Genomic DNA, 16,813 nt, shown 5'->3' on the forward strand with positions numbered 1-16,813 from the left:
GAGTACGGAGGGCCCTGTGCAGTCAGGTGGTGCCGAACTCAACGTCGGATGCCCGGACGGTTGCCCCGGTGGCGCGCCGGCCGTGCCCGCCTGGTGGTGGTCGGGGTCGGAGCCCGGGGTGACGGTCGATCAACTCGACGCCGCCGAACGCTGTGAGACGCTGCTCCAGGACACCGTGGACGCCATCGACCCGGCGCCCGCCTGGCAGGAGGCGCCGCCCCGGTCCGGCGCGCGGCTGCCGAAGCCGGGGCGCGAGTCGGCGGTGCTCTGGTACGTCACCCGGGGGCGGGACATCCTCACGGTCGTCTCGCTGCCCCGGCGGGCGGTGCTGGTGGGCGTGGTGGAGCGGCACTGGCGGCGGCGAGGCTGGACGATCACCTCGCTGAACGCGGACCCGGACTGCCCGGGGGTGGCCGCGACCACCCGGGACGGCTATCGACTGGCGCTCTGCTTCGGCGAGTTGGGCGAGGCCGGGCTGACCGCGAGCTCGCCCGGAGTGGCCCGCTCGGAGCGGCTCCCGGTGCCTGCGGGGGACGGCGGCCGCGGCTCGGTGCCGGTGCCGTCCGTGTGCTGCCCGTACTGGAGCGCGCTGGTGTAGTCCCCGGCCGGAAGGGGATCGGGGGAGGCGTGGAGCGAGTCCCCCCGGACACGCTCCACGCCGCCTCGTTGCGCGGCTTCGGCGTCGCCGCTCCCCCCGACACCCCGGCAGCCCTGCCGCACCCCCCTGGCCCCACTCTCCGGCGAGAGCGGTCCGCACAGGCCCCGGCAGGTCCCCACCCCCGGGGACGTCGTTGGTCTCACGCTAACAAACCGCGTGGTTGGTTTGTCAATAGTCGAATCCACGAAACATCCACATTGTGGCGATCGTCCCGGACCGGCTCGAAAGGCTTCGGACCAGGTGGTTGTGGGCCCATCAGGCGCCGTAGGCCGACGGTCGCGCGCACGCGCGGGACGGCTCACCCCGCACACATCGGGCTGGAATCCGACATTCCGAGCATCATGGCAGCACGCAGCGGCACCGCGCGAGCGCTCAGCGCAGCAGTCGGCGTTCCTTGGCCACCGCCACCGCGCCCGCCCGGGTGTCCACGCCCAACTTGTCGTAGATCCGCCCGAGATGCGTCTTCACCGTGGCCTCGCTGATGAACAGCGCCCGCGCGATCTCCCGGTTGCCCAGCCCCTGTGCCAGCTGTACGAGGATGTCGTGCTCGCGGTCGGTGAGCTTCGGTGCGGGGGCCCGCATCTGGGCCATCACGCGGGAGGCGACCGGCGGCGAGAGCACGGTCCGGCCCTGTGCGGCCGCGTGCACGGCGGCGAACAGCTCCTCCGGCCGCTCGGCCTTCAGCAGGTAGCCGGTGGCGCCGGCGGCGATCGCCCGGGTGATGTCGGCGTCGGTGTCGTACGTGGTGAGCACCAGGACGTGCGGCCCGCCCGGGGCGGCGGTGATCCGCCGGGTGGCCTCCACGCCGTCGATGCCGTCGCCGAGTTGGAGATCCATCAGCACCACCTGCGGCGTCAGCCGGGCGGCCAGCGCGACGGCCTCCTCCCCGGTGCTGGCCTCGCCGACCACCTCGATGTCGCCCGCGCTGGCGAGCAGGGCGAGCAGGCCGGCCCGGACCACCGCGTGGTCGTCGCAGACCAGCAGCCGGACGGGGGCCGGTTCGCTTCGCGCGTTCATCGGTGCTCCAGGGGGATCGCGGCGGAGACGACGGTGCCCTCGCCGGGGGTGCTCTCCACGGTCAGCGTGCCACCCAACTGCCGAAGCCGGGCGCGCATCGCGGGCAGTCCGTACCCGCGGCCGCCCCCGGTGCCCGCGGCCTCCGGGTCGAAGCCGAGGCCGTCGTCCGCGATGTCCAGGACGGCCTGGTCGCCGAGGAAGGACAGGGTGATCGCCGCGGTCGACGCCCCGGCGTGCTCGCGGACGTTGGCCAGTGCTCCCTGGGCGATCCGCAGCAGCGCGGACTGCGCGGCGGCGGGCAGCGGTACGGGCGTGCCGTCCAGGTGGAAGCGGACCGGCAGACCGCTCTCGGCGGACTCCCGCCCGGCCAGCGCCCGCAGCGCTCCGTCGAGGGTGCGGCCGTCGGCGAGTTCGGCGGGTGCGAGGTCGTGGACGAAGCGGCGGGCCTCGGCCAGGTTCCGGGCGGCCACCTCGGCGGCGGTGCGGACGTGGGTGCGGGCGGTCGCCGGATCGGTGTCCCACGTGCGGTCGGCGGCCTGCAGCAGCATCTGCTGGCTGGACAGGCCCTGAGCCAGGGTGTCGTGGATCTCCACCGCCAGCCGCTCGCGCTCGGCCAGGGTGCCCTCGCGCCGTTCGGTGGCGGCGAGTTCGCGCCGGGTGCGGACCAGGTCGGTGATCAGCGCGCGCTGCCGGGCGGCCTGCCGGGCCATGAAGAGGAAGACGCCGGTGGCGAGCGCGGCCACGGCGGGTGGCAGCAGGACGAGGGTGGCGTCCACCCCGCCCGGCAGCCGGATCTCGGCGATCACCACCAGCAGCGTCAGCGCGCCCACCAGCGGGATAGCCGCCTTCGAGGGCAGCGCCCGCAGCGCGGTGTAGATCAGCGGGACGGCGCACCAGGCGAAGCTCGGGGCGAGCAGCACCAGCACCACCCAGAGCGTGACCACCAGCCCCAGCGGCCATCTGCGGCGCCGGCCCGACGCGGTCGGACGGTGGTGGTCGAGCCAGGAGCCGGCCGGCTGGGCGGCGGCCAGGGCGGCGCTCAGTCCGATCACCCAGGGCGCCTGGGGGCTGCCGGAGTGATGGGTGAGGTAGCGGTTGAGCGAGGCCGCGAGCAGCACCACGAAAGCGGAGTCCAGCAGCACCGCCAGCCGGCCCGCGTCCGGATCCCCGGCGTCGCGGCCGACGGCGCCGGGCCGGCCGGCGGCGGGGCGGGGCTGTGGCACGGGTGGCTCCTGGTCGAACGGGCGGCGCACGGGACGGGCCGCGCAGGGGTGCGCGGCGCAGGAGGTGCACACGGGCCGCGCACCGGCGGCGCACCGGCTGCGCGCGGCGGCAGACCGCACTGACCTGCGCCGATCCCTCGATGGTGACCCGTCCGGCCCGGTCCCGCATCAGCCGATCGGTTGACGCCGTCGTCCCCCATCATGCCCGGACGCACGCGCCGGACCGCCGATGTGGCGGCCGCGGTCCCGGACGGAGGATCGAAGCACGCCGCCGGGCGATCCGCCTCGGCCCGGCGCCCCCCGATCCCCGCACCACCCCGCAGACCGTCGAGGAGCTGGACCATGAAGAAGACCTCCGTGCGCACCCGGGTGCTGACCGGCGCCGTCGCCGCCGCCGCGATCGCCGCGGCCACCGTGGGCGCCGTCTCGGCCAGTGCCGAGACCACCGAGACCCCGGCTGCCCCGGCCGCGGTGAAGGCCGACACGCAGAACAAGAACCTCGCCCAGAGCACCGGCCTGACCATCGACGCCGCCACCCGCGCCGCCCAGGCCGCCCTGGACGCGGCGACCAAGGCCGGTCAGCACGTGTCGGTCGCGGTCGTCGACCGGGACGGTGTCACCCGGGTGCTGCTGAAGGGTGACGGCGCCGGCCCGCAGGCCCCGGAGTCGGCCGAGCGCAAGGCCTTCACGGCGGTCTCCTGGAACGCGCCGACCTCGGAGCTGGCCAAGCGCCTGGCCCAGGCCCCGAACCTCAAGGACATCCCGGGCACGCTGTTCCTGGCCGGCGGCGCCCCGGTGCAGTCGAAGGGCGCTCCGGTCGCGGCGATCGGTGTCGCGGGCGCGCCCAGCGGCGACCTGGACGAGCAGTTCGCGCAGGCCGGCGTGGCCGAGCTGGCGAAGTGAGGCTTCCCCGCCCCGTCGCCCGGCCGGCGGGCTGACCACCCCTCCCGCCCCACCCCGCCGGCGGGGTGACGCCCCGGCCGGTCGGCCGTCCCGTGACGCGGGATGGCCGACCGGCCGGTTTCACTGACTCATTCGGGTGAACGCCGGGAGGGTCGCCGCAGAACACGGGGTGACCCTTCGAAAAGCCGCTGCCGCTGTCAGTGCCGCGTGGCAGGCTTCCCGGTATGACGGCGTGGACCCTCAACGACATCGAACGTGCGATCCGCTCCTCCTGGGGTGTCGACACCTGTGCGCCCGAGGATCTGGCCCACTGGCGTCCCGACAATCCCGCCCGCGGCCAGTGCGGGGTGACGGCGATGGTCGTGCACGACCTGCTCGGTGGTGAGCTGATGATGGGCGAGGTGCACGTCGACGGGGTCCGGACGGACCTCCACTGGTGGAACCGCTTCGCCACCGGCTTCGAGATCGACCTCACCCGCGAGCAGTTCGGGCCGGACGAGTTGGTCGGCCCCGGTCGCCCGGTCGCCCGCCCGGCCCGTCCCGGCCGGCTGCAGGCCCAGTACGAGCTGCTGCGCGCCCGGGTGATCGCCGAGCTGGAGCGCGGGGCCGCCGCGCACCGCACCCGGATGCCGGCGCGCGCCTGCGCCTGAGCGCCCGGGCGCAGCGAGCAGTCCCACCGTCGTGAGCGGCCCGGACGGCCCGAGCGGCCGGGCTCCGTTCGGATCCTGACGTACAGTCGGCCGCAGTGATCGACAGCGGCGACGGGAGTGCGCGGATGACCGGGATGACGGTCGGCTTCGTGGGGCTGGGTTCGATGGGGCGGGGCATGGCCGGAAGCCTGCTGCGGGCCGGTCACACCGTACGGGTCTGGAACCGCTCGCCCGAGCCGGTGGCCGCCCTGGTGGCCGAGGGCGCGCAGGCGGCCGGCTCGCTCGCCGAGGTGTTCGACGCCGACACGGTGGTCTCCATGCTCGCCAACGACGACGCGGTCGAGCGCCTGCTGCTCGACCCCGCCCTGCTGACCGGCGCCGCGGCGACCCTGCACGTCAACATGGCCACCGTCTCGCTCGCGCTCGCCGAGCGGGCCGAGGCGCTGCACGCCGACCACGGCATCGGCTACGTTGCCGCGCCCGTCCTCGGTCGACCGCCGGTCGCGGCCGAGGGGCGGCTGAACATCCTCGTCGCGGGCGCTGCCGACCTGCTGACCAGGGCCGAGCCGCTGTTCGCCGCGATGGGGCAGCGCACCTGGCACTTCGGCGAGAGCCCCCGGCAGGCCAACACCGCCAAGATCAGCACCAACTTCCTGCTGGCCTGCGCGATCGAGTCGCTGGCCGAGGCGTGCAGTCTGGCCGACGCCCACGGGGTCCGGCCGACCGACCTGGTCGAGATGCTCACCACCACGCTCTTCCCCGGGCCGATCTACTCCGGCTACGGCGCGATGGTGGCCGAGCGGCGGTACGAGCCGGCCGGTTTCCGGCTGCCGCTCGGGCTCAAGGACGTCGGCCTCGCGCTGGAGGCCGGGGCGGCCCGCCACGTGCCGCTGCCCTTCGGCAGCATCCTGCGGGACGCCTTCCTGGACGCACTGGCGCACGGGGACGGGGACAAGGACTGGGCGGCGGTCGCCGCGGTGGCCCGCCGCCGGGCCGGACTGCCCGCGTAGCCGACGGCCGGGGCATCGGCGCGGGCCACCGAGCGCGGGCCAGGGCGCGGGCCAGGGCGCGGAGGGGGCGTGAGCAGGGGCGCGGGCCCGGAATAACCGGGGCGGGCCGGGTGCTCGCACCCCCGTCCGCGCCGTGTGACCCGGGGGAGATCCGATGTCCGACCAGCAGCCGTCCGACCAGCCGTTCGACGAACCGTCCGGCGCCGGGACGCCGCGGCGTTTCCTGTTCCTCGACGCCAGCGCGCGCACCGACGGCAACTCCGCCCGACTCGCGCGGCTGGCCGCCGAGTCGAGCCTGCCGGCCAGGGCCGAGCAGCGCTGGCTGCGGCTCGACGACCACCCGCTGCCCGTCTTCCGGGACCTGCGGCACGACGGCGACGGCCACTACCCCGAGCCCGTCGGCCACGAGCGGACCCTGCTGGACGCCACCCTGGCGGCCACCGACCTGGTCCTCGTCGCGCCGCTGTACTGGTACACGCTGCCGACCAGCGCCAAGCTCTACCTCGACCACTGGTCGGGCTGGCTCCGGGTGCCCGGACTGGACTTCCGCGCCCGGATGGACGGCGCCACCCTCTGGGGGGTCACCGCCCTCAGTGGTTCCGACGAGAAGGCCGAGCCGCTGATCGGCACGCTCCGGCTGACCGCCGAGTACATGCGCATGCGTTGGGGCGGCGTGCTGCTCGGCAACGGCACCCGCCCGGGCGACGTACTGCGCGACGAGCGGGCGCTGATCGCGGCCAAGTCCTTCTTCGCGGGCTGACCGCCTCCGACGATCCGTCCCCGGCGGCCCGATCCCGATCCGTCCCCGGCGGCCCGAACCCGACTTGCCCCCGTCGGCCGGTCCCGATCCGACCCCCGGGATCCGTACCGTTCCCGCCCCGGGTGCGGTACGGTCCTTCGGACGTGTACCCGTCACTCCCGGTCATCTTTTGGCAAAGCACAAAAGCCTTGCACATGGACGGAGTTGGACGAACCGGGCGCGTTGCTTCCACCGCTCGGGCACAGTGCGGCACCCGCCTTCCGGACGGGCCGGATCGTTCGGTACTCTCCGTCGCACTTTCAGCTTCGCGGGGGGACGCGGCGTCTGCGGCCGCCCCTCGCGCCCGGGCCTCGCCCGGAAACGTCCGTGAGGTCTCCCTTGTCCATACGTCGCAGTCTTGCCCTCGCCGGCGCCGCCGCGCTCGCGTCCTCGCTCGTGCTGGCCGGCGCCCAGGGCGCCATGGCCGTCGGAGTCACCGGCTCCCCCTCCGCGTCCGCCCCGGCCGAGAAGGCGGGCCACAAGGCCCTCGACCTCTCGGTGCGCGGCGTTCCGGACACCTTCGTCGCCGGCGGCGACGCCCGCGTGTTCACCTACCGGATCGACAACTCGACCAAGAGCGACTTCGTCGCCTTCCCGCTGCTGAAGTTCAAGAACAAGGCGGGCTCGCTCACGGCGAAGGACCTCAAGGTCGAGTACCAGCTGCCGGCCCGCCTGCCCGGCGGCGGCACCTGGCGGACCGGTGCCGTCGCGCCCGGTGGCGGCGACGGCGACGACAGCGCCGTGCTGATGCTGCTCGGCGACGTCACCGGCGACGGCAACGCCGCCGACGACGCGATGCTCTACGTCGGCCAGGGCAAGCGCATCGACATCGACGTCCGCGTCTCCTTCGGCAAGGACACCCCGCTGGGCAAGGCCGGTGTCGTCCCGGTGGTCTTCTCCGCCGACACCGGCGACGAGAACGACCACGGCAGCTTCAGCTGTGACGGGATCAAGGGCGCTGGCTTCACCATCAAGGCCGGCGGCGGCAAGCCCACCCCGACCGCCACCCCGACCAAGACCGGCAAGCCGACCCCGACGACGAGCCACTCGACGAGCGCGTCGCCGACCGCCACGGCGACCGCGACCGCGACCGCGACCGCCACGGCCACCGCCACGGCGACGGCCACCGGGACCCCGACCACCGAGCCGACCACCCCGGCGCCGACCACCCCGGCCCCCGGCACCGGCTCGCCGTCCGCCTCCGCGACCACCGCCGCTCCGGCGCCGTCCGGCAGCAGCACGGACGTCCAGCAGCCGATCGACTTCCCGGTGCAGAACCCGACCGTCACCCCGCCGAAGATCACCCCGGGCGGCGTCAGCAAGGCCAAGACCGCGGCCGACAACGCGGACAAGGCGCTGGCCCAGACCGGTGGCGGCGACGACACCACCGCGATCGCGGCCGTCGGCGGCGCCGTCCTGGTGGCCGGTGTCGGCACCCTCGTGGTGCTGCGCCGCCGCAAGACCGGCCAGCACAGCTGACCAGGGAGAACCGTTTTCCGGGTACCCCCGTGTCGCCCGCGCCGTCCACCGGACGGTCATGCGGGCGGCACGGGCGGTACTCCTCCGTCACATAGGATGTCCGGCCGGAGGGGGGCGGAACCGGCGGGGAGAGGACAGGTGCGGGAAGCACGCACGGCACGGGGCACCACGGATTACGAGGCAGCGACCGGGCGGATCGCGGGGCTGCCGCTCCGCAGGCACCACGTCCTGCTGGTCGGCTGGACGGTGCTCTGGTTCTTCCTGGTAGAGCCGAGCGGCGGCTTCTCCTGGCACTACCTGCGCCAGGGCGAGCAGCTGCTCTTCAGCGGCCAGCCCGACGGCGGCCTGTCGCTCTACGCCCACCACCCGGAGCTGCAGATCGGCCCGGTCAGCCTGGCCGCGGCCAGGCTCACCGCCCCGTTCTCGCCGCACACCGGCCAGCTGGTCGCCGAGGCGGCGAGCGCCGCGCTCGGCCTGGTGATGCTGGTCGTGATCGGCCGCACCGCGGCCCTCTACTACCTGGGCACCGGCACCAACCACCGCCGGCTCCAGCAGCGGCTGCTGATCGCCGGACTGGCCTTCATCCCGATGTGGGTCGAGGTGTCGGTCCGCTTCGCGCACCTGGACGACGTCCTCGCGCTGTTCTTCACCTGCCTCGCCGCACACGCCCTGGCCCGCGGCAAGCCCATCCAGGTCGCGATCTTCCTGGCGCTCGCGGTGGACTCCAAGCCCTGGGCGCTGGCCTTCGCCCCGCTGATCCTGGCGCTGCCCCGGCGCAGCTGGATGCGCACCGCGCTCTGGTTCGCCGCCCTGGTGGCGATCGCCTGGCTGCCGTTCTACCTGGGCAACCTGGACACCATGGCGGCGGCCAAGTTCACCATCCCCAACCAGCCCGCCTCCGCACTGCGCTGGTTCGGGGTGACCGACCCGGCCACCCCCTGGTGGGACCGCCCGACCCAGTTCGCGCTCGGCATCGGCCTCGGCAGCATCGCGGTGTGGCGCGGCCGCTGGCCGGCCGTGGTGCTGCTCGGCGCGGACGCCCGGATCCTCCTCGACCCGAGCGTCTACACGTACTACACGGCCTCGATCCTGCTCGGCACCCTGCTCTGGGACGCGGTCGGGCAGAAGCGGCTCGTCCCGTGGTGGAGCTGGATCGCGCTGGCCGCGCTGTACGGCGGCACGCTGCTCCTGCCGTCCGACTCGGCCCGCGGCTTCGTCCGGCTCGCCTTCGTGGTGGTCTCCGCCGCGTACGTGCTGCTCTGGCCCACCCAGCAGCCCCGCCGACCCCGGGCCGGCGGCCAGGGCGACGGCGGACGCCGGGCGGCCCGGCGGCGCGAACGGGTGCTGGTCGGCGCCGACGCCTGAGCGGCCGACCGCCCGCTCGCCCGCCCGACCGCCTGAGCGGCCGACGCCTGACCGGCCCGACGTCGACGGGGTCGACGCCCGGAAAGGCGGCTTGACCCTCACGCGACGTGAGAGCCGAGGGTGGTGGTCAGCACCAGGGAGGAACTCCGATGACCAGTGAGGGCTACTCGGTCGGTGCCGTGGCGAAGATCGCCAAGGTGACCGTCCGCACCCTGCACCACTACGACGAGATCGGCCTGCTGTCCCCGGCCGGCCGTACCCGCTCCGGCTACCGCCGGTACGTGGACGCCGACCTCGACCGGCTGCAGCAGATCCTTTTCTACCGCGAACTCGGGTTCCCCCTGGAGGAGATCGCGGCGATCCTGGACGACCGCTCGGTCAGCCCGAGCGAGCACCTCCGGCGGCAGCACCGGCTGCTGACCGACCGGATCCAGCACCTCCAGGACCTCGCCGCAGCCGTCGAACACGCCATGGAGGCACGGAGAATGGGAATTCAGCTGACCCCGGAGGAGAAGTTCGAGATCTTCGGCGAGGGCTACCAGGAGGAGTGGGAGCAGGAGGCCGAGCAGCGCTGGGGCGACACCGCTGCCTGGGCCGAGTCCCAGCGCCGCACCGGCGGCTACTCCAAGGCCGACTGGCAGCGGATCCAGGCCGAGATGACCGAGCTCAACACGGCCCTGGCCGCGGCGGTCACCGCCGGCGAGCCCGCCGACGGCACGGTGGCCATGGACCTCGCCGAGGAGCACCGCCAGCACATCTGCCGGAACTTCTACGACTGCACGTTCACCATCCACCGCGGTCTGGCCTGCCTGTACGTCTCGGACCCGCGCTGGACGAGCACCTACGAGGACCTCGCCCCGGGCCTGGCGCAGTGGCTGCACGACGCCATCGTCGCCAACGCGGACCGGCGCGAGCAGGCGTGACGGGCGGCCCGGCGTGACGGGCGGGCAGACGTGACGCCGTGATCCCGTGACGGCGTCGCGGGATCACCGGATCACGCGACCCCGCGTCCGAAGGAGCGCCGGTAGGCGGTCGGCGAGGTGCGCATCACCCGGCCGAAGTGGTGGCGGAAGGTCGCGGAGCTCTCGAAGCCGACGGCCGCGGCGATCTCCTCCACCGTCCCGTCCGGTGACTCCAGCAGCGGCAGGCTGGCCGCGATGCGCTGGGTGACGACCCAGCGCATCGGGCTGGTCCCGTTGCGGGCGGTGAAGTGCCGCAGGTACGAGCGGTCCGACATCCGGGCGGCGCGGGCCAGCACCGGGACGGTCAGCGGGGACGACAGGTGGTCCAGCGCCCACTGCATGCTGCGGGCGATCCCGTCGTCCTCCTCCTCGACCGGGCCGACCGCCGCCTCGATGAACTGGGCCTGGCCGCCGTCCCGGTGCGGCGCCACCACGAAGCGGCGGGCCACGGTGTTGGCCACCTTGGCGCCGTGGTCCCGGCGGACCAGGTGCAGGCAGAGGTCGATCCCGGCCGCACTGCCCGCGCTGGTGAGCACGTCCCCGTTGTCCACGTACAGCACGTCCGGGTTGACCCGCACCGCCGGGTGGCGCTGTTGCAGCAGCTCGGCGTACCGCCAGTGGGTGGTCGCCTCCCGGCCGTCCAGCAGCCCGGCGGCGGCCAGCGCGAAGGCGCCCGAGCAGATCGACACGATCCGGGCGCCGCGTTCGTGCGCCGTGCGCAGCGCCGCCACCAGCCCGGGGGAGACGTCACCGCCGAAGGCGTTCGGCACCCCGGGGACCACCACGGTGTCGGCGGCCGCCAGTTCGTCCAGTCCGTGCGGGGCGGTCAGCGTGAAGCCGCCCACCGCGTCCAGCGCCGTCCCGGGCCGGTCGGCGCACACCTTCAGGCCGTACCAGGGGGCCGCCAGCAGCCCGGTCAGTTCGGGCCGGGCCAGCCCGAACACCTCGACCACGACGCCGAGTTCGAACGGGGCCATGCCCTCGAAGGCGTACACCGCGACGTCGTGCACGGGCTCCGGCCGCCGGCCGATGGCGACGGCCACCGGCCGCGGCCGCGGCTCGGTCGTGGTGCCGGTCGCGGTGTCGGCGTCGGTGTCGACCGCGCCCTCGACGTCCTGCTCGGCCATGCGAACCCCCTGCTCACGGGTGGCGGAACGCCGGCGAGTCTAGCCGTCCCGGCCTCCTCGGATATTTCTTCGAACCCACCTGCAACCTCCACCCCTGCTGCACGTCCAGTAGGTGTGGGGGCGGAGGGAACCGAGGCGAGGGCAGCTGGGAGGATCCCCCCGATCACGATCTTGATCAGGTGGGTCTGACGGTTCGGCGAACGCCGTCACCGTCCCGGGGGAAAGCGAAAGCGCACATGTCCATGGCCATCGGGCCGACCGTCGTGCCGGGAAAGGCGCGCGGCTTCACCGTCCGCGGTGTGGTCGCCGTGCTGTTCGGCGCGCAGGAGGTCGGCGAGCCCCTCGCCGGCCCCGTCACCGAGCAGGAGGTGAAGCAGCGCCGCTCCGGTTTCCGGCTGCTGCGCGGCGGTCGCAAGCCCGAGGAGGAACGGCCCACCCTGACCGACCTCTACCACGCCCACCGGCTCGGCCTGGTGCGGATGGCCGTGCTCCTGGTCGACCACCAGGACCTGGCCGAGGACGTCGTCCAGGAGGCCTTCACCCAGCTCTACCAGCGCCACGGCGAGCAGCTGGACGACCTGGACAACGCGCTCGGGTACCTGCGGACGTCCGTGGTCAACGGCGCCCGCTCGATGCTGCGCCGCCGCAAGACCGCCCGTGAGTACGTGCCGCCGCACGAGCCCGACGCCGCTTCGGCGGAGGACCACGCGGTGCTCAACGACGAGCACCGGCGGGTCCTGGTGGCGATGCAGGAGTTGACTCCCCGCCAGCGTGAGGTGCTGGTGCTGCGCTACTGGTCCGACATGTCGGAGGCGCAGATAGCCGAGACCCTGGGACTCTCCCGGGGTGCCGTGAAGTCCACGGCCAGTCGTGCCCTGGACGCCTTGGAAAAGCACCTGGAGAAGGTTCGATGACCGACAAGTTCCCCCGCCGAATCGGCGGCGACGGCGACGGACCGGCCGAAACCCCGACCGAACGGCTGCTCCGCGAGGCGATGGGCGCGCGTGCCGCCCTGGTCACGGCGAACAGCCTGCGCCCGGCCGCGCCCCCGAAGAGCCGGATCCGCCGACTGCGCCCGGTGTACGCCGTCACCGTCCCGTTCGGCCTGGCCGCCGCGATGGCGCTGGGCGTGCTCACCTTCCACGGTGAGCCGGTCGCCCACGACCAGGTCCCGCCGCCGCCGGCCGCGTCCGTGACGACCTCCCCGAGCCCGACCGCCGAGCCGACCCCCACCCCCACCCCGTCGGCGACCCCCACCGACACCGGGACCCCGACGGGCGAGCCCGAGACCGACCTCCCCCTCGCCGACGACGCCCCCCCGTCCTCCAGCCCGTCGGCCACCAACACCGTGCCGAGCGGACCGTCGACCTCGTACACCTTCCGCGGCGTCAAGTTCAAGGTGCCGGCGGGCTGGAAGACGGTGCCGCTCTCGACGAGCATGGTCTGCGTCCTGAGCCCGGGCGCGCCGACGGACTCGTCGTCGAACTGGTCCCAGGACCGGTGCGAGCCGTACGGCGTCTTCGTCGCGGTCTACAACACCCAGGACGAGGCCGAGCACGCCATCTGGCCCTCGATGAACGACATGGCCTCGAGTGGGGGCTGGAGCCACCAGCCGGACTGCCCGATCTGGGGCCATCCCTACTACCCCAGCGTGCCCTACTCGTCGGTCGCCCCGGCCGTGCGGACCCGGCCCACCATCGCCGGGAAGACGGCCGACAAGACCCAGTGGAAGGCCACCTGCAAGCCCGGTGACTCGTTCACGGCCCAGATGTGGGGGCTGAGTTCGGACCAGGTGTTCGTGGCGGCGAACGGCCTCAAGGACGACTACCAGGCCGGCCTGCAGACGATCGTCAACAGCCTGGACGTCAGCGGCCACAAGGCGCCGGGCATGCCGGTGCCGTCGCCGGATCCGGTGGACCCCAACACCGTCGCCGTCACGTACAGCGGGATCCTCCCGACGGGGATGGTGTCCGCCAAGGACAGGCCGGTGACCTTCTCGGTGACGTACCGGAACACCGGTATGGCCAACCTGTCGGCGGTCCAGCCGCTGGTCGTCACCGACCCGTACCCGGGGACGCCGCCCGGCCCGATCCCGATGAACGCCGGCAAGCTGGAGCGTCAGGACGGCGACACCTGGACCCAGTTGAGCATGTCGCCCGGAAGCGGCATGGACTACGCGACGGGCGGCAGGTCGGCCACCTTCCCCCTGGCGCCGGGCGCGAGCCACACGGTGACGTACCGGCTGACCATCGACCCCGCCGACGGGCCGGGGCCCATGCCGCTGCGGATGCAGGCGACGCTGCCGTACGACGGCAGCGGAACGCTGACCGTGATCGGCGAGACGATCATCAAGGAGATCGTCGTGAAGTAGCCGATCGGTGACTGCCCCGAGGCGCCGTGACCAGGGAATCCCCTGGTCACGGCGCCTTTCGGCGTTCCGGGGCGAGGTCGCGGAAAAACCTTCGGATCCACCTGCAACCCCCTGCGGGGATGGACGTCTATCAGGGTGAGAGGCGGGGAGAGCGAGCCGGCGGGGCCGGGGCTCGGGCCGGCTCCTCCGGGACGCGTGCAAGGCGTCCGCTCATCCGAAATCACCAGCACCGTGTCCTCTGGGGGGACTGTCACATGAACGCGTCCGTTATCGCCCGTATTGCGAAGATTGTTCCGCTGGTCGTCGTCGCCGCCATCGGCGCCTCCGCCTGCGACGCGTCGGAGGCCGCCCACCAGGCCGCCCCCGCCCCCACCGCCGTCCGCTCCGCCACGAGCGGGCCGGCCGCGGCCACCGCCGCGCCTACCGCGGCCGCGCCGAGCGCCCCCTCCGCTGCCCCCACCGCCGCCCCGACCGCCACCGCGTCGGCCGCCGTCGAGACGCCCGCCGCGGTGGCCGCCGACGCCACGACCGGCCCCGCCGCCAAGACCACGGCCACGACCAAGAGCACGGACAAGGGCACGGACAAGGCCACGACCACGACCACGACCAAGGGCACCGACAAGGACGCGCCCAAGCCCGTCACCAAGCCCGGCACCGGGAACGGCGGCCTCGCGATCACCTTCAACGGCCTGGGCGAGGGCCGGCAGATCCAGGTGGGCGACCAGGTGTCCTTCTCGGTGACCTGGAAGAACGACGACGCCTCGGGCAGCCGCGCGGTGGCGCCGGTGGTGGCGACCCAGGAGTTCGAGGGCGCGCAGTGCCAGCGCGGGCTCGCGATGGCGCAGGGCAGGCTGGAGCGCAAGGACGCCTCGGGCTGGAAGGCCCTGCCGTCGCTGAGCCAGGGCGGCGGGATGGACTACGCGGGCACCGGCGACGACGCCGCCTTCACCCTGGCCGCGGGCGAGAGCCGGACCGTCGAGTACCGGATGGTCCTCGACGCGGGCAACCAGCCGGGCCGGCTGGCCGTCGAGGCGGACGCCGTGCTGCCGCACTCCCTCACGGTCATGACCAAGAGCGTGGCCACCGCCTCGGTCGTCGACCGCCACCGCCCGGTGGTGACCTCGGTGTCCGCCCCCACCGCGCTGGTCGTCGGCGGGGCCCCGACCGAGTTCTCCTACAAGGTCTCGTCGCCGGACGGTTCGGCCCTGCTGCGCCCGGTGGTGCGGCTGTCCCTGCCCACGAGCGAGGGCCTGACCGGGGCGGACGTCACGGTGGAGGCCAAGGTCGGCAACGAGTGGAAGTCCTTCGAGGTGACCGCGGACTGCAACGGGCGCCTCGGGGTGGCGCCGGCCGAGCTGGTCGGCGTAATGCACGGAAGCCCGGTCGAGTACGCGTTCCGGGTCGGCCTGAAGCGGACCGGCAACGCCGGCCCGGTGGAGATCCAGGTCGGCGGGGACTCCGACGGCCACGACGGCGCGACCGCCGCCGTCCGGCCCGCCGTCCGGCGCTGACCCCGAGGACCCACGAGGGCCCGGCCTCCCACTGCTCGGGAGGCCGGGCCCTTCGGCGTACGGCGGCTGAGCCCGGGGTTCAGGCCGGGTTCAGGCCGGGGCTCAGGCCAGCGAGGCCATCCAGGCCTCGACGTCCTCGGAGCGGCGGGGCAGGCCGGCCGAGAGGTTCTCGTTGCCGTCGGCGGTGACCAGGATGTCGTCCTCGATCCGGACGCCGATGCCGCGGTACTCCTCCGGCACGGTCAGGTCGTCCTGCTGGAAGTACAGACCGGGCTCGACGGTGAGCACCATGCCGGGCACCAGCAGGGCGTCGACGTGCTCCTCGCGGCGGGAGTGGGCGCAGTCGTGGACGTCCAGGCCGAGCATGTGGCCGGTGCCGTGCAGGGTCCAGCGGCGCTGCAGGCCCAGCTCCAGGACCTTCTCGACGTCGTACGCCGAGGCGTCCAGCAGGCCCCAGGCGAGCAGGCGCTCGGCGAGCACCCGCTGCGAGGCGTCGTGGAAGTCGCGGAACCGGGCGCCGGGCTTCACCGCGGCGATGCCGGCCTCCTGGGCGTCGTACACCGCGTCGTAGATCTTGCGCTGCAGCTCGGTGAAACGGCCGTCGATCGGCAGGCTGCGGGTGACGTCGGCGGTGTAGAGGGTGTGGGTCTCCACGCCCGCGTCCAGCAGCAGCAGCTCGCCGGGGCGCACGTCGCCGTCGTTGCGGACCCAGTGCAGGGTGGTGGCGTGCGGGCCGGCGGCGGCGATGGTGCCGTATCCGACGTCGTTGCCCTCGACCCGGGCGCGGCGCCAGAAGGTGCCCTCGATCCAGCGCTCGGAGGTGGCGACGGCCTGGCCGAGCTCGCGGACCACGTCGGTGAAGCCCTTTACGGTGGCGTCGCAGGCGGCGCGCAGCTCGCCGATCTCCCACTCGTCCTTGACCAGCCGCAGGCCGCTCAGGAACTCCTTGAACTCGGCGTCCTTGTCGGCGTCCAGAGCGTCGGCCAGCGCGGCCTCCAGACCGGCGTCGCAGCCGCGGACGATCCGGGTGGGCACGGTGGAGTCGGCGGTCTTGGCGGCCAGCTCCTCGGCGGCCTTGCGGACGTCGCGCGCGGGCAGACCGAGCAGCTGCTCCTGCTCGCTCAGGCTGTGCCGGCGGCCGACCCACAGCTCGCCGTAGCCGTCCAGCCAGAACTCGCCGTTCTCGCGGTTCGAGCGGGGCAGCAGGTAGAGGGTGAACTCGTGGCCGGTGTCGCCGGTCGGCTCGGCGACGAGCACCGCGTCCTCGGTCTGGTCGCCGGTGAGGTGCACGTACTCGCTGGAGGCGCGGAAGGCGTAGTCGGTGTCGTTGGAGCGCACCCGCAGGTTGCCGGCCGGGACGACGAGGCGCTCGCCCGGGTAGGCGGCGGACAGCTTGGCGCGGCGCTCGGCCGCGTACGGGGCCTGGGCGACCGGGGAGAGGCCGTGCAGCTCGGTGTCGGCCCAGCCGGACTTCATCGAGGCGGCCAGCTCGTCGGAGATCTCGCCGTAGAGCCCGTTCTTGCGGCCCTTGAACTCCTGCGGCTCCTCGCCGCCCTCGGCCTCGGGGTTCTCGGCCACCGCGGGGGTGCGGTCCTCGGTCACGTGCAACGCCTCCTTGGGGGTGGTACCGCCGCCCCTCGGGGGAGTGTCGGATCGCGACACGCGCGGGCGGCCGTGCGTCCATGGTACGGACGCCCGGTCGCTCGTCGGTTCGGGCCCGGTACATCCGTCCGGGCCC

Annotated in this window: 15 protein-coding genes; 11 read left to right on the plus strand and 4 right to left on the minus strand. The window is 73.8% G+C overall.

The window, feature by feature from the left end; all coding sequences use genetic code 11:
• Positions 1 to 118: 118 nt before the first annotated feature.
• Positions 119 to 598, plus strand: a complete 480-nt coding sequence (locus ABTY56_RS31160; protein WP_350632698.1) for a hypothetical protein — start codon at positions 119 to 121, stop codon at positions 596 to 598.
• A gap of 432 nt (positions 599 to 1,030) precedes the next feature.
• On the opposite strand, the gene ABTY56_RS31165 is transcribed toward ABTY56_RS31160, so the two are convergent.
• Together ABTY56_RS31165 and ABTY56_RS31170 are read right to left on the minus strand one after the other, a co-directional pair.
• On the minus strand, positions 1,031 to 1,675 hold the full coding sequence (locus tag ABTY56_RS31165; protein ID WP_350632699.1) for a response regulator: 645 nt from the start codon (positions 1,673 to 1,675) through the stop codon (positions 1,031 to 1,033).
• Entirely contained in the window at positions 1,672 to 2,898 is a 1,227-nt protein-coding gene (locus ABTY56_RS31170) for a sensor histidine kinase (protein WP_502893222.1), read from the minus strand. Before ABTY56_RS31170 ends, ABTY56_RS31165 begins: the two co-directional genes overlap by 4 nt.
• A gap of 342 nt (positions 2,899 to 3,240) precedes the next feature.
• On the opposite strand from ABTY56_RS31170, the gene ABTY56_RS31175 reads away from it, so the two are divergent.
• The 7 genes from ABTY56_RS31175 to ABTY56_RS31205 all read left to right on the plus strand — a co-directional run bounded on the left by ABTY56_RS31175 (position 3,241) and on the right by ABTY56_RS31205 (position 10,027).
• Positions 3,241 to 3,801 carry a GlcG/HbpS family heme-binding protein gene (locus tag ABTY56_RS31175; RefSeq protein ID WP_350632700.1) on the plus strand — a complete coding sequence of 187 codons (561 nt, stop codon included), beginning with the start codon at positions 3,241 to 3,243 and terminating at the stop codon, positions 3,799 to 3,801.
• 224 nt (positions 3,802 to 4,025) lie between these two features.
• Positions 4,026 to 4,451 (plus strand): YunG family protein, encoded by a 426-nt coding sequence (locus ABTY56_RS31180; protein ID WP_350632701.1) that lies wholly within the window; start codon positions 4,026 to 4,028, stop codon positions 4,449 to 4,451.
• Between the two features lie 95 nt (positions 4,452 to 4,546).
• Complete coding sequence (locus ABTY56_RS31185) at positions 4,547 to 5,461, plus strand: NAD(P)-dependent oxidoreductase (protein ID WP_350632702.1); 915 nt, start codon at positions 4,547 to 4,549, stop codon at positions 5,459 to 5,461.
• Positions 5,462 to 5,615: 154 nt separating this feature from the next.
• Positions 5,616 to 6,221, plus strand: coding sequence for a flavodoxin family protein (locus ABTY56_RS31190; protein WP_350632703.1), 606 nt, complete (start codon positions 5,616 to 5,618; stop codon positions 6,219 to 6,221).
• 378 nt (positions 6,222 to 6,599) lie between these two features.
• Positions 6,600 to 7,739, plus strand: a complete 1,140-nt coding sequence (locus tag ABTY56_RS31195; RefSeq protein ID WP_350632704.1) for an LPXTG cell wall anchor domain-containing protein — start codon at positions 6,600 to 6,602, stop codon at positions 7,737 to 7,739.
• A 138-nt stretch (positions 7,740 to 7,877) separates the two neighbouring features.
• Positions 7,878 to 9,104: a hypothetical protein gene (locus ABTY56_RS31200; RefSeq protein ID WP_502893223.1), complete on the plus strand. Its 1,227-nt coding sequence runs from the start codon at positions 7,878 to 7,880 to the stop codon at positions 9,102 to 9,104.
• Between the two features lie 149 nt (positions 9,105 to 9,253).
• Positions 9,254 to 10,027, plus strand: coding sequence for a MerR family transcriptional regulator (locus tag ABTY56_RS31205; RefSeq protein WP_350632705.1), 774 nt, complete (start codon positions 9,254 to 9,256; stop codon positions 10,025 to 10,027).
• Between the two features lie 71 nt (positions 10,028 to 10,098).
• Here ABTY56_RS31205 and ABTY56_RS31210 read toward each other — a convergent pair whose 3' ends face one another.
• Positions 10,099 to 11,076: a helix-turn-helix domain-containing protein gene (locus ABTY56_RS31210; protein WP_502893225.1), complete on the minus strand. Its 978-nt coding sequence runs from the start codon at positions 11,074 to 11,076 to the stop codon at positions 10,099 to 10,101.
• Between the two features lie 353 nt (positions 11,077 to 11,429).
• Here ABTY56_RS31210 and ABTY56_RS31215 point away from each other — a divergent pair, with 353 nt between their 5' ends.
• The 3 genes from ABTY56_RS31215 (at position 11,430) to ABTY56_RS31225 (ending at position 15,075) form a co-directional block, all read left to right on the plus strand.
• The gene (locus tag ABTY56_RS31215) at positions 11,430 to 12,107 is read left to right on the plus strand and encodes an RNA polymerase sigma factor (protein ID WP_350632707.1); all 678 of its coding nucleotides are present in this window, start codon (positions 11,430 to 11,432) and stop codon (positions 12,105 to 12,107) included.
• On the plus strand, positions 12,104 to 13,564 hold the full coding sequence (locus ABTY56_RS31220) for a hypothetical protein (protein WP_350632708.1): 1,461 nt from the start codon (positions 12,104 to 12,106) through the stop codon (positions 13,562 to 13,564). The genes ABTY56_RS31215 and ABTY56_RS31220 overlap by 4 nt, the downstream gene beginning before the upstream one ends.
• A gap of 254 nt (positions 13,565 to 13,818) precedes the next feature.
• Positions 13,819 to 15,075 carry a hypothetical protein gene (locus tag ABTY56_RS31225; RefSeq protein WP_350632709.1) on the plus strand — a complete coding sequence of 419 codons (1,257 nt, stop codon included), beginning with the start codon at positions 13,819 to 13,821 and terminating at the stop codon, positions 15,073 to 15,075.
• Positions 15,076 to 15,177: 102 nt separating this feature from the next.
• Here ABTY56_RS31225 and ABTY56_RS31230 read toward each other — a convergent pair whose 3' ends face one another.
• Positions 15,178 to 16,677: an aminopeptidase P family protein gene (locus ABTY56_RS31230; RefSeq protein WP_502893224.1), complete on the minus strand. Its 1,500-nt coding sequence runs from the start codon at positions 16,675 to 16,677 to the stop codon at positions 15,178 to 15,180.
• Between the last annotated feature and the right edge of the window lie 136 nt (positions 16,678 to 16,813).

This window comes from Kitasatospora sp. NPDC097691, assembly GCF_040302665.1.
Lineage (GTDB): Bacteria > Actinomycetota > Actinomycetes > Streptomycetales > Streptomycetaceae > Kitasatospora.

What these genes read in the sequence shown, in the direction of transcription:
- ABTY56_RS31205 (WP_350632705.1), top strand. Translation starts at nt 9,254, where the DNA reads ATGACCAGTGAGGGCTACTCGGTCGGTGCCGTGGCGAAGATCGCCAAG.
- ABTY56_RS31190 (WP_350632703.1), top strand. Translation starts at nt 5,616, where the DNA reads ATGTCCGACCAGCAGCCGTCCGACCAGCCGTTCGACGAACCGTCCGGC.
- ABTY56_RS31225 (WP_350632709.1), top strand. Translation starts at nt 13,819, where the DNA reads ATGAACGCGTCCGTTATCGCCCGTATTGCGAAGATTGTTCCGCTGGTC.
- ABTY56_RS31180 (WP_350632701.1), top strand. Translation starts at nt 4,026, where the DNA reads ATGACGGCGTGGACCCTCAACGACATCGAACGTGCGATCCGCTCCTCC.
- ABTY56_RS31165 (WP_350632699.1), bottom strand. Translation starts at nt 1,675, where the DNA reads ATGAACGCGCGAAGCGAACCGGCCCCCGTCCGGCTGCTGGTCTGCGAC.
- ABTY56_RS31215 (WP_350632707.1), top strand. Translation starts at nt 11,430, where the DNA reads ATGTCCATGGCCATCGGGCCGACCGTCGTGCCGGGAAAGGCGCGCGGC.
- ABTY56_RS31220 (WP_350632708.1), top strand. Translation starts at nt 12,104, where the DNA reads ATGACCGACAAGTTCCCCCGCCGAATCGGCGGCGACGGCGACGGACCG.
- ABTY56_RS31175 (WP_350632700.1), top strand. Translation starts at nt 3,241, where the DNA reads ATGAAGAAGACCTCCGTGCGCACCCGGGTGCTGACCGGCGCCGTCGCC.